The following is a 15,535-nucleotide window of genomic DNA, read 5'->3' on the forward strand; positions in this document are numbered from 1 at the left end:
CGACGCCCGCCCCGCCCGCGCGGGACTTATCCACAGGGCCGGGCGGGCGGTCAGACCCCCGAGAGGACCACGACGCAGGTGCCGAAGATGACGATCGGCATCGCCGCGACGCTGATCAGCACGCCGACGCCGAGGCTCCGGGTGGCGCGGAGGCAGACGAGGACGATGCCGGCGACGAACAGCAGCGCGATGAGGAGGAGACCGAAGAAGCCCGACGGGGTCATCAGGATCGTGATCGCGGCCACCTGCACGAGCACCGCGCCGAGGAGGCCGATCAGCACACCCCACCCGAAGGCGAGACCGCCGACCTGACGCGGCGGCGCCGCCGGGGCGGGGTAGGCGTACGGGTACGGCCCGGCGTACGGCTGCCCCGGCGCCGCGCCCGGGGGCCCGTACGGTGGCATCGCCCCCTGCGGCCCCGGTTGCGCATACGGCTGCGCGTGCGTCGGCGCGGGCGGGATCGGCGGCGCCTGCGGGGCGTCGCCGCCAGGCGGGGTCCACGCCGGCGGGTCGGCGGCGGGCTCGGGCGGCACGACGCGCTCGGGCTCCGAGGGCCCCTCGCCGGGCGGCACGGCGGGCTGGTCAGGCGGGTTGCTCATCCGGGACGGTCCTCTCTGTCGGGGCGGCGGCCGGGGCGGCGCGGAAGCGGCCGGTGCGGATCATCCAGGCGATCCGGGCGAACAGGAGCGGCATCGTCACGAGCAGGAACAGCTGCGGCCGGGTCAGCCCGAGCCACGCGATCTCGTTGCCGCGGACGAACTCCACGAGGAAGCGGAAGACGCCGTAGGCGGCGACGTAGAGCGTGAGGGTCTCGCCGGCGGCGATGGCGCGATGGCGCACCCAGAACCACAGCAGCGCGAAGGCCGCGAGGTGGAAGACGATCTCGTACACGAAGCTCGGGTGCAGCGGCACGCCCGCCACGCTGCCGGTGTACGCGGCGGCGGCCTCGTCGAGCACGATGCCCCAGGGTGCGTGCGTGGGGGTGCCGGGGTTCTCGGTGAGCAGGCAGCCGAACCGGCCCACGCCCATCGCGAGCGCGACGGCGGGCGCGAACAGGTCGCCGGAGCGATCGGGGTAGCGGACGATCCGCTTCGCGACGTGCACGCCGAGCCACGCCCCCACGAGCGCCGAGAGCATCGACGCGTTGCCGTACGACAGCTGCTCCACGAGGCTGAGGTTCTTCGAGGGGTCCAGGTGCTGGGCCCACGTGCCCAGCCGGGCCAGGATCGAGGCGCCCATCAGCGCACCGAGCAGGAGATACCAGACGCGGTAGTCGGTGATCCCGCGGCGCCGCTTCTCGACGACGAAGACGAGGGCGCCGAGCGTCACACCGAGGGCGACGAACGCGGAATGGGTGTCGAGCGGCGGCAGCCAGCCGGCGAGATCCTGCAGCGTGGGGAACACGGCCTCACCCGACCAGCCGGATCCAGAGCATCACCCACAGCGGGATCGCCGCCGCGGCGAGCGCCGCGATGACCGCGAGGTAGAGCAGCACGAGGCGAGTGTCGCCCAGCTTGCACCGCGAGCGGAGCAGTCCGGCGCGGCGCGCGCGGGCGTACCCGGCGATCGCGACGAGGGCGAACGCGAGCACCGCCACCGGTCCGAGCAGGCAGGCGAGCACCGCGACGGTCGTGTAGACGCAGAGCCGAAGCGGATCGAAGGCCGGCTTGGGGTCGCCGACCGTGGCGTCGTACTGGTTCAGGCCGTCGTAGGCGCTCATGTCGCCACCAGCGGCAGGGTCTTGCGCACCGGGCCGAGGCTCGGCTCGAGCCGCCGCGATCCCGTGGCCGTGGACAGGCGCGTGCGCGAGAGCGGCGCCCACGCCTGCACGGCGCAGAACGGGGCGCACTGGTGGGCGTCGGTGGTCTCGTTCACCGTCGCCACGTGCACGCAGCACTGCGTGAGGCGCTCCTCGATCATCGTGTTGATGTCCATGAAGGGCTTGATCGTGATGCGCTTGACGCGCGCGCCGAGCAGCTTGCGCAGCCGGCCGTGCTGGCCGGGCAGCTTCGAGGCGGCGAGGGTGGCGAGGGTGCCGATGCCCAGGTCGCAGGCCTGGCAGATGTCGCGCCAGATGTCGATCATCGACGGGTGCGACAGCGAGGACTGCTCGCTGAGCAGATCGAGCAGGGAGGCCTTGACGACCTCGCGGATCTTCTTGTTGACGTTCGAGTCGGCGATCCGGTTGGCGATGAGGTCGGGCTCGAGCTCGAGGAACTCCTTGAGCCGGTCGTGCCCGATGAGGCCCACGAGCGACTTCCACTCCCCCGCGTCGTCCTGCAGCAGGTAGCCCACCGAGCAGCAGTGCGGGTGGCTGCACGGCAGGGCCGTGAGATCGCGCCACGTCACGAGGTCGTCGGTCTGCGGGCCCAGGCGCGCCAGCACGCCGCCGTGGGTGAGCCGGTCGTCGGGGTCGATGCCGGCCGAGCGACCGGAGCCGAACACGGGCTGGATCGTGACGCCGCCGACGAACGGCGTCTCGAGCGCGCGCCGGATGACCGCGCCGATCTCGCCGTCGTTGACGCCGAGGGCCGCCGTCATCGTGAGGGTTGTGAACACCCCGGCGGCCGAGAGCCGCTCGAGCGCGCGCTCCTTGAACCGGCGGATGTCGGCGCCGCGGTGATAGGCCGACGCCTCCTTCGACTCGCCGTCGTACTGGAGGTAGATCTCCACGCGCTCGCGGTGGCGCTTGAGCACCTCGACGAACGCGTCGTCGTTGGCGATCCGCAGCCCGTTCGAGTTGATCAGGATGCGCACGATCGGGCGGGTCACGAGGTGCTCGAGCAGCTGCTCGAGCCACGGGTACAGCGTCGGCTCGCCGCCCGAGAGCATGAGCACGTCGATCCGGCCGTTCTCGCGTGCGAGCCGGGCATCGACCGAGGCGAGCACCTCGGCCAGCGGCGCGACGGCCGCCTGGGCCGGGCTGGACTCGGCGAAGCAGGTGGGGCAGCGCAGGTTGCAGTGATCGGTGATGTCCTCGAGCAGGATGCACGTGTGCTGCGTCTGCATCTGCGGCAGCCCATCCTCGTACGCCGACGGCACCGGTTTGAAGTTGCCGATCATGTCGGGCTCGTGCACCTTCGTCGGCGCCGTCCACTGCTCGAGGTACGTCAGGATCTCGGCCGACTCGTCGTACAGGGTGCGGATGAGGCCGTGATCGGGGCAGCCGCGCTCGAGCCAGATCCGCCCGTCGCGGTTGGCGAGCCAGCCCGACAGCCGCCGCACCTCGGCGAGCGGCCGATCGGGGTCCTCCTCGTGGCAGCGGGGACAGAACGCGTTGACGTAGCGATGGATGCGGTAGTCCCGCAGCGGCATTCCCGGTCCTGCCTGGCTCCCCGTCATGCGGTCAGGCTATCGGCACGCGCCCCGCGCACCGCGCTTATCCACAGATCAGGGCATGCGGGTGATCGTGACCACGCGGGGCGCGTCGGCGTCGAGCTCCTCGGCCGACCGCGTGACGTCGCAGCCGTCCATGCCGCGGCCGCCGACGGGGCGCTCGATCTCGATGTCCCACCACGTCTCGCGCAGGCCCTCGACCTTGCCGCGGCCCCACTCCATCACCACGACGGAGGCGTCGGCGTCGATGTCGAGGTCGTCGAGCTCCATCGCATCTCCCACGCGGTACGCGTCGGCGTGCACGAGCGGCGCGCCGCCGACGAGCGACGGGTGGGTGCGGGCGATGACGAACGTCGGGCTCTGGATCGGCCCGCGCACGCCCAGCCCGGCCGCGATCCCGCGCGTGAGGGTCGTCTTGCCGGCGCCGAGCGGGCCGGTGAGCACGAGGAGGTCGCCGGCGACGAGGCCGCGCCCGATCCGCTCGCCCAGCGCCTCCATGTCGGCGGCCGAGGCGATGTCGTGCCGCCCCAGCAGCTCATCGGGGATCATCTGTCCCACCTCCGACGGACTCGATTGGGTTCGCTTCGCTCACTCCGTTCGACCCGTCTCCGCTCCGCGGCTTCGCCGCTCCGGTCGACGAGCCCGAGACCCCGCGGCTCGTCGACGGAGCGAAGCGAGCGGAGACGGGTTGAGCGAGCGAAGCGAGTCGAAACCACCCCTACACCTCCGTCCGCACGACGCGGTTGCCGATGCGCGTGACGATCTCGTAGTTGATCGTGTCGGCGGCGGCCGCCCACTCCTCCACGGCGGGTGCCCCGGTCGCGGGATCGCCGAACAGCACCACCTCGTCGCCCACCGCGACGGGCGCGTCGCCCACGTCGACGACGAACTGGTCCATCGCGATCCGTCCGGCCACCGTGAAGCGTCGGCCTCCGATCGTCACCGGCCCGCGCCCCGACGCCTGCCGCGGGATGCCGTCGGCGTAGCCCAGGGGCACGAGCGCGAACGTGGTCTCGCGCTCCGCGCGGTGCAGGTAGCCGTACGAGGCGCCGTGGCCGGCGGCGACGCGCCGCACGGCGGCGACCCGCGTGCGCAGCGTCATCGCCGGGGTCAGCCGCAGGCCGGCGGAGGTGAGGTCGTGCAGGGGCGAGAGCCCGTAGAGCCCGATCCCCACGCGGACGGCGTCGAAGCGGGTCTCGGGCAGCGTGATCGCCGCGGCGGTCGCGGCGAGATGGCGGATCACCGGGCGCACGCCGCGCGCGGCGGCGCGGGCGATGCCGTGCTCGAACACCCGCACCTGCGCGCGGTCGTCGTCGGGCGAGGTGCCGCTGAGGTGGCTGAACAGGCCCTCCACGCGGATCGCGCCGCGCGCCTGGAGGTCGGCGGCGAGGTCGAACAGCGCCTCCCACTCGTCCGGCGCGGCGCCGTTGCGCCCCAGCCCGGTCTCGAGCTTGAGGTGCACGCCGACCTCGCGCCCCGCGGCCGCGACCCGCTGCAGCTGCGCGACGCTCGAGACGCCGAGCTCCACGCCGGCCGCCGCCGCGCGCGCGAAGTCCGCGTCGGGCCCGTGCAGCCAGGCGATGACCGGCGCGTCGATCCCCGCGCCGCGCAGCTCGTGCGCCTCGGCCAGGTCGGCGACGCCGAGCCGCGTCGCCCCGCCCGCGAGCGCCGCGCGGGCGGCCGTGACCGCCCCGTGCCCGTAGCCGTCGGCCTTGACCACCGCGATGAACTCGCGCGTGTGCGCCAGCCGCCGCAGCTCGCGGGTGTTGCGCTCGATCGCGCCGGCGTCGATCACCGCCTCGCGCAGCTCACTCATCGGCGGACTCCGTCGGTTCCGATGCAGGGAGCCGCTCGCCACCGGCTTCCCGCGTCGATGCGTCGTCGCCCTCGAGCACCGCGTACGCCACGGCGAGGCCGCCGTCGTGCGACAGCGACAGGTGCGTGCGCGTGATGCCGCGCGCGGCGAGGGTGGCTGCCGTGGCGCCCGTGAGCACGTAGGCGGGCGCGCGGCGCTCGCCCAGACGCGGCACCTCGATCTCCTGCCAGCTGACGCCGTCGGATCCGCCCAGCGCCTTGATCAGCGCCTCCTTGGCGGCGTAGCGGGCGGCGAGCGAGCGCAGCGGCAGCTCGCGCTCGTGCGCGCTGAACAGCCGCTCGGCCAGGCGCGGCGACCCCTCGATCTGCTTCTGGAAGCGATCGATGTCGACCACGTCCACGCCGATCCCGATGATCACGCGCGGGCCCCGCTCACTCGACCGTGACGGACTTCGCGAGGTTGCGGGGCTGATCCACGTCGAGGCCCTTGGCGTTGGCCAGGCCCATGGCGAAGATGTGCAGCGGCACGACCGCGAGGATCGGCTCGAAGATCGGGCCGGCCAGCGGGATGCGCAGCACCTCGTCAGCGAAAGGCAGCACGGCCACGTCGCCCTCCTCGGCGATCGCGATCACGCGGGCGCCGCGGGCGCGGATCTCCTCGATGTTCGAGACGACCTTGGCGTGCAGCGTCGCGGCGCCGCGGGGCGAGGGCACCATGACGAAGACCGGCTGGCCGGGCTCGATGAGGGCGATCGGGCCGTGCTTGAGCTCGCCGGCGGCGAAGCCCTCGGCGTGGATGTACGACAGCTCCTTGAGCTTGAGCGCGCCCTCGAGCGCGATCGGGAAGCCCACGTGGCGGCCGAGGAACAGCACCGAGCGGGTGTCGGCCATCCAGTGCGCGAGCTGCTCAATGTGCTCCTGCTCGTTCTCGAGGATCCAGCGGATCTTCTCGGGCAGGGCCTCGAGCTCGTGGATGCTGCGCGCCGCCTCGGCCGGCGAGACGGTGCCCCGAATGCGGCCCACGTGCAGCGCCAGCAGGTACAGCGCGGTGATCTGGGCGACGAAGGCCTTGGTCGACGCGACGGCGACCTCCGGACCGGCGTGCGTGTAGACGATCGCGTCGGATTCGCGCGGGATCGTCGCACCCTGGGTGTTGCAGATCGACAGCGTCTTGGCGCCGAGGCGGGCGGCCTCCTTGACGGCCATGAGCGTGTCCATGGTCTCGCCCGACTGGCTGATCGAGACGACGAGCGTCTCGGGGCCGACGATCGGGTCGCGGTAGCGGAACTCGTGCGCCAGCTCGACGTCCACGGGGATCCGGGCCCACTGCTCGATCGCGTACTTGCCGACCTGGCCGGCGTACGAGGCCGTGCCGCAGGCGACGATGATGATGCGCTGCACGCCCGCGAACAGCTCGTCCATGCCGTCGAGCTCGGGGATGACGACCTGGCCGTCCTTGACGCGGCCGAGGATCGTGTTGGCGACGGCCTCGGGCTCCTCGGCGACCTCCTTGGCCATGAAGCTCGACCAGCCGCCCTTCTCGGCGGCGGAGGCGTCCCACATCACCTCGAACGGCGAGGCCTCGACCTCGTTGCCGTCGAAGTCGGTGACGGTGACGGCGTCGGGGGTGATCGCGACGATCTGGTCCTGGCCGATGGCGAGCGCGCGACGGGTGTGCTCCACGAAGGCGGCGACGTCGGAGCCGAGGAAGTTCTCGCCCTCGCCGAGGCCGATCACCAGCGGCGAGTTGCGGCGGGCGCCGACGACGAGGCCGGGCAGGTCCTTGTGCATGGCCAGCAGCGTGAACGCGCCCTGCAGCCGCGAGGCCACGGACCGGAACGCCGCGACGAGGTCGCCGTCGTGCGCGCGGTACTCGCGCCCGAGCAGCACGGCCGCCACCTCGGTGTCGGTCTGGCTGCGGAAGGTGTAGCCCTGGGCGGTGAGCTCGGCGCGCAGCTCGGCGAAGTTCTCGATGATGCCGTTGTGGATCACGGCCAGGCGGTCGTCGTCGGCGAGGTGCGGGTGCGCGTTCTCGTCGGTCGGGCCGCCGTGGGTGGCCCAGCGGGTGTGGCCGATGCCCGTGGTGCCCGCGGGGATGGGCGCCAGATCGAGCTGCTCGCGCAGGCGGGCGAGCTTGCCGGCCTTCTTCGCGGCGTGCAGCTCGCCGTCGGCGTCGATCACCGCGATCCCCGCGGAGTCATACCCGCGGTACTCGAGACGGGCGAGGCCCGCGAGGAGGATGTCCTGGCTCTCGCGAGGACCGACATAGCCGACGATTCCACACATGCGAACGATTCTAGGTTCGCGCGCCTGGGAGCCGGCGCGGGGCGCGGTTGCGGCGCGCGGTGGGTTGCGGCTCGCGCTCTCGACTCCGCTGCGCTCCGCTCGAGCCGTCTCCGCTCGCTTCGCTCGGTCGACGAGCCCGCGGGGTCACACTCGCGATGCGCCGCAAGCACCACGGCTCGAGGTCCCGAGCTCTCGACTCGCTGCGCTCGCTCGAGCCGTCTCCGCTCGCTGCGCTCGGTCGACGAGCCCGCGGGGTCACACTCGTGATGCGCCGCAATCACCACGGCTCGTCGACCGGAGCGGCGCAGCCGCGGAGCGGAGACGGGTCGAGCGGAGCCGCGAAGCGGCGGAGTCGAGACCTTGAGGCCTTAAACCTTCCGCAGGAGCACCGACTCGACGCCGTGGTCGGCGCCCTTGCGCAGCACGAGGGTGGCGCGGTGCTTGGTGGGCAACACGTTCTCGATGAGGTTCGGCATGTTGATGTCGTTCCAGTAGCCGAGCGCGGTCTGCACGGCCTCCTCGTCGCTGAGGTTCGCGAAGACGTTGAAGTACGACGCCGGGTTCGAGAACGCGCCCTCGCGCAGGGCGAGGAAGCGGTTCACGTACCAGTTGGTGATGTGCTCGGTCTCGGCATCGACGTAGATGGAGAAGTCGAAGAAGTCGCTCACCGCCACCTCGTTGGGCGACGGCGGCGGCTGCAGCACGTTGAGCCCCTCGACGATCACGACATCGGGCCGGCGCACCGTCACCTGCGCGTCGGGAACGATGTCGTAGCGCACGTGCGAGTAGAACGGCGCGTGCACGACCTCCTCGCCGCTCTTGACCTTCGTGAGGAACTCCACGAGCGCCCGCCGGTCGTACGACTCGGGGAAGCCCTTGCGCGCCATCAGGCCCCGGCGCTCGAGCTCGGCGTTGGGATAGAGGAAGCCGTCGGTCGTGATCAGCTCCACGCGCGGCGTGGCCGACCAGCGGCTCATGAGCTCGCGCAGCAGGCGCGCGATCGTCGACTTGCCCACGGCGACCGATCCGGCCACGCCCACGACGAAGGGCGTGGTGGTGTCGTCCTCGCGGAGGAAGCCGCTCACGTCGCTGCCGATCGCGCGGTGCGCCTTGGCCCAGATGCTGAGCAGGCGGCTCAGCGGCAGGTACACGTCGCGGACCTCGGTGATGTCGAGGCGGTCGCCGATGCCGCGGATCTGCACGATCTCCTGCTCGGTGAGCGGCTGATCCATGCCGGCCGCGAGCCGCGCCCAATCGGCGCGCGCGATCTCCCGGTACCGGGAGTGCGGGAGGGATCCGTCTGCGGCGCTCATCCGCAACATCGTAGCCGCGCGGCCGGCGCCGGCCGCACGGGCGGTGCACCCCGGTCTCTGCGGATACCGTTGCCGTATGCGTCTGGGCGTCCTCGACATCGGATCGAACACCGTGCATCTGCTCGTGGCCGACGCCCGTCCCGGCGGGCGCCCCCTCGCCACCACGAGCGAGAAGAGCGTGCTGCGCCTCATGCGCTACCTCGACGACCGCGGCGCGATCACCGACGCCGGCGTGACGGCGATCCTGCGGGCCGTGCGCAAGGCCAAGCGCGTCGCGGCGCAGGAGGGTGTGGCCGAGCTCGTCGCCACGGCCACCTCCGCGGTGCGGGAGGCCCGCAACGGCCCCGAGGTGATCGCCCGCATCGAGGATGTGATCGGTCAGCCCCTGCAGGTGCTCGGCGGCGCGGACGAGGCGCGGCTGACGTTCCTGGCCGTGCGCCGCTGGTTCGGGTGGTCGGCCGGGCGGATCCTGCTGTTCGACATCGGTGGCGGCTCGCTCGAGATCGCCGGCGGCAGCGAGGAGCTGCCGCAGGCCGCGGAGTCGGTGCCGTTGGGCGCCGGACGGATGACGATCGGCTTCCTGCCGAAGGATCCGCCGGGAGAACGGGCGCTCGAGCGCCTGCGCGAGCACGCCGCCGAGGTGCTGCGGCCCGTGGCGAAGCGGTTCGCGAAGCTGCCGCGTCCGGATCACGTGGTCGGCTCGTCGAAGACGATCCGTTCGCTCGCCCGGCTGGCGGGGCACCGCCGCCCGGGCTGGTCGGAGATGGAGCGGTGGATGCTGCCGCGCGAGTCGTTGGCGTCGTGGATCCCGGTGCTCGCCCGCATCCCGGCGACCGCGCGTCAGGAGCTGCCGGGCATCACGGCCGACCGCACGTTCCAGATCACGGCCGGGGCCGTGGTGCTGCACGAGGCGATGGCCTCACTCGGCGTCGAGGAACTCGAGGTCAGCCCGTGGGCGCTGCGCGAGGGCGTCATGCTGCGGCGCATCGAGGAGCTCGAGATCCGCGGCTGACGCGTCGACCGATCGGGTTGCCCTTACAGCGCGAGACGCTCCCGGACGACCTCGGCGAGGGCGTCGGCGTGGCGGTGCGCGGTCGCCTCGTCGGCGGCCTCCACCATCACGCGGACGAGCTGCTCCGTGCCCGACGCGCGCAGCAGCACGCGCCCGGTCTCGCCGAGCTCCGCCGTGACGGCCGCCACGGCGTCCTGCACGACGGGGTCGGAGACGCGCTCGCGATCGACGTCCTTCACGTTCACGAGCACCTGCGGGTAGACCGTCATGATCGAGGCGAGCTCGGCCAGCGACTTGCCGGTGCGCGCCATCTCGGCCACGAGGTGCAGGCCTGTCAGCACGCCGTCGCCGGTCGTGGCGAACTCGCTCATGATGACGTGCCCGGACTGCTCGCCGCCGAGGGAATGGCCGCCCTCGGTCATCGCCTCGAGCACGTAGCGGTCGCCGACCGCGGTCTGCACCACGTCGATGCCGCGCTCGCGCATGGCCCGGTGCAGGCCGAGGTTGCTCATCACGGTGGCGACGAGGGTGTCGTTCGCGAGGTGGCCGCGCTCGTGCATCGAGGCGGCGAGGATCGCCATGATCTGGTCGCCGTCGACGACGCGTCCGTTCGCGTCCACGGCGAGGCAGCGATCGGCGTCGCCGTCGTGCGCGATGCCCACGTCGGCGCCCAGCCGCACGACCGCCTCGGCGAGGTGGTCGAGGTGCGTGGATCCGACGCCGTCGTTGATGTTGATGCCGTCGGGATCGGCGCCGATCACCGTCACGCGCGCGCCGGCGTCGCGGAACGCGTCGGGCGAGACGCCGGACGCCGCGCCGTGGGCGCAGTCGAGCACCACGTGGATGCCGTCGAGGCGGTTGGGCAGCGACGCGAGCAGGTGGATCAGGTAGCGGTCCTCGGCGTCGCTGAAGCGGCGGATGCGGCCGACGTCGGCGCCGGTGGGCAGCAGGTCGGGGCCGCCGAGGTTGGCCTCGATGCGGCGCTCGACCACGTCGGGCAGCTTGACCCCGCCGCGCGCGAACACCTTGATCCCGTTGTCGGGAGCCGGGTTGTGCGAGGCCGAGATCATGATCCCGAAGTCGGCCTCGAAGTCGCCGATGAGGAACGCCAGGGCCGGCGTGGGGATGACGCCGGCGTCGTAGACGTCGACGCCCGACGAGGCCAGGCCGGCCGAGACGGCGGCGGCGAGGAACTCACCCGAGATGCGGGGATCCCGGGCGATGACGGCGCGAGCGCGACGGCCCTGGGCGCGTCGCTGCTCGGCGGAACGGCCCTGGCCCAGGACGACGGCGGTCGCCTGGGCCAGGGACAGAGCAAGGTCGGCGGTGAGGGTGCCGTTGGCAAGCCCTCGCACGCCGTCCGTGCCGAAAAGCGGCATCGGAGGAGGCTCCGATTAACGCTTCGAGAACTGCGAGGCCTTGCGGGCCTTCTTGAGACCGGCCTTCTTGCGCTCGATGACGCGGGCGTCACGCGTGAGGAAGCCGGCCTTCTTCAGGGTCGGACGGTTGTTCTCGCGGTCGATCTCGTTCAGCGCACGGGCGATGGCGAGGCGCAGGGCGCCGGCCTGGCCCGAGGGGCCGCCACCCGAGATGCGCGCGATCACGTCGTACGCACCGGTCAGGTTGAGGACCGTGAACGGGTCGGTGATGAGCTGCTGGTGCAGCTTGTTCGGGAAGTAGTCCTCGAACGTGCGGCCGTTGACCGTGATGGTGCCGGAGCCCGGGACCAGGCGCACGCGGGCGATGGCCTCCTTGCGGCGACCCACGGCGGCGCCGGGGACGCTCACGACGGGACGGACGGTCTCGACCGCGGCCTCAGCGGGCGTCTCGGTCGAGTAGTTCTGCGGGAAGTCGGTGGTGTCGTTCGCCACGATGAATCCTTAGCTGCGGATCGGCGCTTACTGCGCGACCTGGTCGAGGGTGTACGTCTTGGGCTGCTGCGCGGCGTGCGGGTGCTCGGCACCGGCGTACACCTTCAGCTTCGAGAGCTGCTGACGACCAAGGGAGTTCTTGGGCAGCATGCCGCGGATCGCCTTCTCGACGGCGCGGACGGGGTTCTTCTCCAGGAGCTCCGCGTAGGAGACCGACTTCAGGCCGCCCGGGTAGCCCGAGTGACGGTAGGCCATCTTCTTCTGCAGCTTCTGACCGGTGAGCGCGACCTTGTCGGCGTTCACGACGATCACGAAGTCGCCCATGTCCATGTGGGGGGCGAAGGTCGCCTTGTGCTTGCCACGCAGGAGAGCGGCGGCGTGCGAGGCCAGGCGGCCGAGGACCACGTCGGTGGCGTCGATCACGAGCCACTCGCGCTGGGCCTCACCGGCCTTCGGGGTGTAAGTGCGCGTCACAGTAGTGCTGCTTTCTTTTCGAACGGAGACGTTCGTGAATCCCACTCCGGGGCCGTTCTCCCGACGATCTCGGGCCAACGTGCCGGTGGAGGGCTCACGTTCGCGGTGCCCGCAGTGGACACCAAAGAGCAATCCTAGCACGGCGCGACACGCCCGGTCACACCGTGCGGATCGACTCCGTCGGCGTCGTGCGGTATCCGGCGGTCACGAGGATCGGCAGATGGTCGCTCGAGCCCTGGGGCAGCGTGACGACCTCGCCGATCGAGAGCCCCTTCGAGGTGACGAAGTCGTAGTGGCCGCGGAAGAAGCGGTAGCGCATGTAGGTGCGCGAGTCGCTGAGGGTGAGGTCGTAGCCGCGGCGGCGGATCCGCTCCCCCAGGCTCTCCTTGAACACCGGGTAGTTGTAGTCGCCCACCATGAGCGTGGGCGTGCCGGGGCCGAGCACCTCGAGCGCCTCGAGCGCCGACTTGATCTGGCTGCGACGGAGGGAGTTCAGCGCGGTGAGGGGCGCGGCGTGGAACGAGGCGATCGTCACCTCTCGGCCGGCGTCGATGTCGTGCAGCTGCACCCCCAGCACGCGCTCGTGCGCGGGCTTGAGCACGATGTCGTGCAGCGACTTCTTCAGGCCCAGCGACACGCTCTCCTTGAGCCGGAACGTGTTCTCGCGGTAGTACACCGCCAGCCCCAGCCGGTTGCGGTCGGTCGCCGCGGCGAGGCGCATGTCGTCGACCCGATCGGGCAGGGCCGACACGTCCGCCTCCTGCAGGCACATCACATCGGGCTCGTAGCGGTCCTCGAGCTCCTCGAGCTCGGTCGCCGCCCGGTGCTTGCGCAGGTTGTACGAGAGCACCTTCATGCGGCCCACGCTACGCCCGGCGCCTTGGCGCCCGGTACGGGTTGACTCCGGGCTCGCTCCGAATCCCTATTCGAGGTCGCGGCGGTTGCGGGTGCGCTCGGCGCGGGCCGCGAGCTGGTCGTCGGCGGGGTAGCCGACGGCGGTGAGCGTGAGCCCGCGCGCCTCGAGCACCTTGAACGCGCTCGTGCGCTCGCGGGCATCGCGCAGCACCTCGAGATCGGCCGGCCGCAGCTTGCCCTCCCCCACCGCCACGCACGCGCCCACGAGCGCGCGCACCATGCTGTGGCAGAACGCGTCGGCCTTGACGTTGGCCACGAGCACGCCGCGCTCGTCGCGCCGCCAGTCGAACTCCAGCAGGGTGCGGATCGTGGTGGCCTCGGGCCGCGGCTTGCAGTAGGCGGCGAAGTCGTGCAGGCCGATCAGGCTGCGGGCCGCCTCGTCCATCGCGCCGACGTCGAGGTCGGCGCGCACGCGGGTGGTGCGGTGGCGCTGCAGCGGGTCGTAGCCGGACCGGTCGTCGGCGATCCGGTACTCGTAGCGGCGCCACGCCGCCGAGAAGCGCGCGTCGAAGCCCGCAGGGGCGGTGCTGACGCGGTGAATCGCGACATCCGAGTACGGGCCGAGCACGCCGGTCGCGCGGCGGGCGATCGCGGCGGCGGGATCGGCGGGGCGCGGCTCGTTGCGGCGGCGGTGGGTCATGCGCGCCCACTGCTCCTCGGTGAGGTCGGCGTGCGCCACCTGACCCGTGGCGTGCACGCCCGCGTCGGTCCGCCCGGCCACGACGAGCAGCACGGGCGATCCGGCGATCCGGCTGAGCGCCGCCTCGAGCGTGCCCTGCACGGTGCGCAGCCGCGGCTGGCGCGCCCAGCCCTTAAACCCCGACCCGTCGTAGGCGAGGTCGAGGCGGATCCGGTGGGCGGGCTTCGCCGGTTCGCGAGGGGATCCCGCGTCGCGAGGATCGATCGCGGCCGATTCCTCCTCGCCGGCCGGGATCGACTCGGCAGCTGGGGTCTCCGCCGGGATCGCCTCGTCAGGCGAGGCCCCGGCCGCGTCGGCGGTCACAGGCGCCCCAGCGCGGCGATGACCACGCGGGCGGAGCGCTCCGCGGCGTCGTCGACGTGCGTCTCGAACTGGCTGGCGTCGGGGGCGCACAGATCGCTCACCCCGCGGGCGACGGCGAAGCGGGCGCCGTGGTTCCCGGCGGTCTGCGCGACCGCGGCGGTCTCCATGTCGATCGACAGCAGCGCGGGGAACAGCTCGCGCAGCCGGTGCGCGAGGTCGACCGTGACGAACTTGTCGCCCGCGCCGGCGGAGCCGACTCGCACCGAGACCCCCTCGGCGCCCGCGGCGAGCGCCGCGCGCAGCCGCTCGTCGGCGGGGTAGCTCGCGGGCATGCCGGGCGTCTGCCCGAGCACGTAGCCGAACGCGCGCGCGTCGGCCTCGACGTTCACGGCGGCCTCGCCCACGATCACGTCGCCCACCGCGACCTCGGCCGCGAGCCCGCCCGCGGTGCCGGCGCTGATGATCGCGACGTCGGGGCCGTAGCGGTGGATCGCGCCGGCCGCGGCGTCGGCGGCGTTCACCATGCCGATTCCCGAGACCACGAGCACGACCGTGCGGCCGTCGATCACGATGCCGCGATGCTCGGCGCGGCCGATGCGCAGCGGCTCGCTGGCCTCGCTCGCGGCGGCCAGGAACGGCTGCGCCTCCTCGGGCATGGCGACCTGGATCACGAACGCTGTCACACCACGAGCGTAGGCGACCGCGCCGGGGCGGATCAGCGCCCGGCGGCCGCCAGGTCGGCCTCGACGGCCGCCGCACACGCGCGCAGCGCCGGCAGGAACGTCAGCAGCTCGTCGCGCTCCTGCTCGCGCGATCGGCCGATCCCCGTGCGCATCGAGATGTTCAGTGCCGCGGCCACGCTGCCGTCCGGCCGCCGCGCCGGCATCGCGAGCGCCTTGAGCCCCGGGTCGAGCTCCTGCACGATCACCGCGTAGCCGTCGGCGCGGGCGCGGCGCACGGCCTCGCGCACGAGATCCGGATCGGTCGTGGTCACCTCGGTGAGGCGCTCCAGGCGCGCCCGGCGCAGGTAGGCGTCGAGCTCGGCGTCGGGCAGCTCGCCCAGCAGCACGCGCCCCATCGCCGTGACGTAGGCCGGCAGGCGCGATCCCACCTGCAGCTCGAGCGAGACGAGCCGGTCGGAGCGGACGCTGGCCACGTAGCGCACGTCGTCGCCGTCGAGCACGCACGCGGCGGTGTGCTCGCCGACCTCGCGCGCGAGCTCCGCGACGCGGGCCTGCAGCAGCTTGGCCTCGGGCTGCGAGGCGAGGAACGCGTAGCCGAGCTGGAGCACCGCGGGGGTGAGCCGGAACACGCGCCCGTCGTCGCTGGCCATGTAGCCGAGCTCGGCCAGGGTCAACGCGAAGCGCCGCGCCGCCGCGCGCGAGACGTCGGCGCGCTGGGCGATCTCCGGCAGCGTCAGCTCGGGGTGGTCGGCGTCGAACGCGCGCAGCACCGCCAGCCCGCGCGCGAGCGACTGGACGAAGGATCGGGAGCCGTCGGCGTCGGGCAT

At 72.5% G+C, this 15,535-nt stretch carries 17 protein-coding genes; 1 reads left to right on the forward strand and 16 read right to left on the reverse strand.

Annotated features, from left to right (window positions below; genetic code table 11):
• Positions 1-50: 50 nt before the first annotated feature.
• The 9 genes from E3O41_RS11305 to coaA form a co-directional block, all read right to left on the reverse strand.
• Entirely contained in the window at positions 51-599 is a 549-nt protein-coding gene (locus tag E3O41_RS11305; RefSeq protein ID WP_067024631.1) for a hypothetical protein, read from the reverse strand.
• Complete coding sequence (locus tag E3O41_RS11310; protein WP_083990851.1) at positions 583-1,404, reverse strand: prolipoprotein diacylglyceryl transferase; 822 nt, start codon at positions 1,402-1,404, stop codon at positions 583-585. The genes E3O41_RS11305 and E3O41_RS11310 overlap by 17 nt, the downstream gene beginning before the upstream one ends.
• Before the next feature lie 4 nt (positions 1,405-1,408).
• Positions 1,409-1,720 (reverse strand): hypothetical protein, encoded by a 312-nt coding sequence (locus tag E3O41_RS11315; protein ID WP_067024634.1) that lies wholly within the window; start codon positions 1,718-1,720, stop codon positions 1,409-1,411.
• Positions 1,717-3,342, reverse strand: coding sequence for a radical SAM protein (locus E3O41_RS11320; protein ID WP_244927246.1), 1,626 nt, complete (start codon positions 3,340-3,342; stop codon positions 1,717-1,719). The genes E3O41_RS11315 and E3O41_RS11320 overlap by 4 nt, the downstream gene beginning before the upstream one ends.
• A gap of 48 nt (positions 3,343-3,390) precedes the next feature.
• A complete protein-coding gene (gene tsaE / locus E3O41_RS11325; protein ID WP_067024640.1) occupies positions 3,391-3,885 on the reverse strand; it encodes a tRNA (adenosine(37)-N6)-threonylcarbamoyltransferase complex ATPase subunit type 1 TsaE in 495 nt (164 codons plus the stop codon).
• Between the two features lie 169 nt (positions 3,886-4,054).
• The gene (gene alr / locus E3O41_RS11330) at positions 4,055-5,152 is read right to left on the reverse strand and encodes an alanine racemase (protein ID WP_067024642.1); all 1,098 of its coding nucleotides are present in this window, start codon (positions 5,150-5,152) and stop codon (positions 4,055-4,057) included.
• Positions 5,145-5,570 carry a holo-ACP synthase gene (locus tag E3O41_RS11335; protein ID WP_067024644.1) on the reverse strand — a complete coding sequence of 142 codons (426 nt, stop codon included), beginning with the start codon at positions 5,568-5,570 and terminating at the stop codon, positions 5,145-5,147. Before E3O41_RS11335 ends, alr begins: the two co-directional genes overlap by 8 nt.
• Positions 5,571-5,583: 13 nt before the next feature.
• Positions 5,584-7,437, reverse strand: a complete 1,854-nt coding sequence (gene glmS, locus E3O41_RS11340; RefSeq protein ID WP_067024647.1) for a glutamine--fructose-6-phosphate transaminase (isomerizing) — start codon at positions 7,435-7,437, stop codon at positions 5,584-5,586.
• 368 nt (positions 7,438-7,805) lie between these two features.
• Positions 7,806-8,750, reverse strand: coding sequence for a type I pantothenate kinase (gene coaA, locus E3O41_RS11345; protein WP_067024651.1), 945 nt, complete (start codon positions 8,748-8,750; stop codon positions 7,806-7,808).
• 76 nt (positions 8,751-8,826) lie between these two features.
• On the opposite strand from coaA, the gene E3O41_RS11350 reads away from it, so the two are divergent.
• Complete coding sequence (locus tag E3O41_RS11350; RefSeq protein ID WP_135012416.1) at positions 8,827-9,762, forward strand: Ppx/GppA phosphatase family protein; 936 nt, start codon at positions 8,827-8,829, stop codon at positions 9,760-9,762.
• Between the two features lie 23 nt (positions 9,763-9,785).
• Here E3O41_RS11350 and glmM read toward each other — a convergent pair whose 3' ends face one another.
• The 7 genes from glmM to E3O41_RS11385 form a co-directional block, all read right to left on the reverse strand.
• Positions 9,786-11,141, reverse strand: coding sequence for a phosphoglucosamine mutase (gene glmM / locus E3O41_RS11355; protein ID WP_067024658.1), 1,356 nt, complete (start codon positions 11,139-11,141; stop codon positions 9,786-9,788).
• A gap of 15 nt (positions 11,142-11,156) precedes the next feature.
• Entirely contained in the window at positions 11,157-11,633 is a 477-nt protein-coding gene (rpsI, locus tag E3O41_RS11360) for a 30S ribosomal protein S9 (protein WP_083990852.1), read from the reverse strand.
• Between the two features lie 27 nt (positions 11,634-11,660).
• The gene (gene rplM / locus E3O41_RS11365) at positions 11,661-12,107 is read right to left on the reverse strand and encodes a 50S ribosomal protein L13 (protein ID WP_067024661.1); all 447 of its coding nucleotides are present in this window, start codon (positions 12,105-12,107) and stop codon (positions 11,661-11,663) included.
• A gap of 157 nt (positions 12,108-12,264) precedes the next feature.
• Entirely contained in the window at positions 12,265-12,963 is a 699-nt protein-coding gene (locus tag E3O41_RS11370; RefSeq protein WP_135012418.1) for an endonuclease/exonuclease/phosphatase family protein, read from the reverse strand.
• Between the two features lie 66 nt (positions 12,964-13,029).
• On the reverse strand, positions 13,030-13,926 hold the full coding sequence (gene truA, locus E3O41_RS11375) for a tRNA pseudouridine(38-40) synthase TruA (RefSeq protein WP_067025317.1): 897 nt from the start codon (positions 13,924-13,926) through the stop codon (positions 13,030-13,032).
• A 95-nt stretch (positions 13,927-14,021) separates the two neighbouring features.
• On the reverse strand, positions 14,022-14,708 hold the full coding sequence (mtnN, locus tag E3O41_RS11380) for a 5'-methylthioadenosine/S-adenosylhomocysteine nucleosidase (protein WP_240482302.1): 687 nt from the start codon (positions 14,706-14,708) through the stop codon (positions 14,022-14,024).
• Between the two features lie 32 nt (positions 14,709-14,740).
• Complete coding sequence (locus E3O41_RS11385; protein ID WP_135012420.1) at positions 14,741-15,535, reverse strand: IclR family transcriptional regulator domain-containing protein; 795 nt, start codon at positions 15,533-15,535, stop codon at positions 14,741-14,743.

Source organism: Microbacterium sediminis, assembly GCF_004564075.1.
Taxonomy (GTDB): Bacteria; Actinomycetota; Actinomycetes; order Actinomycetales; family Microbacteriaceae; genus Microbacterium; species Microbacterium sediminis.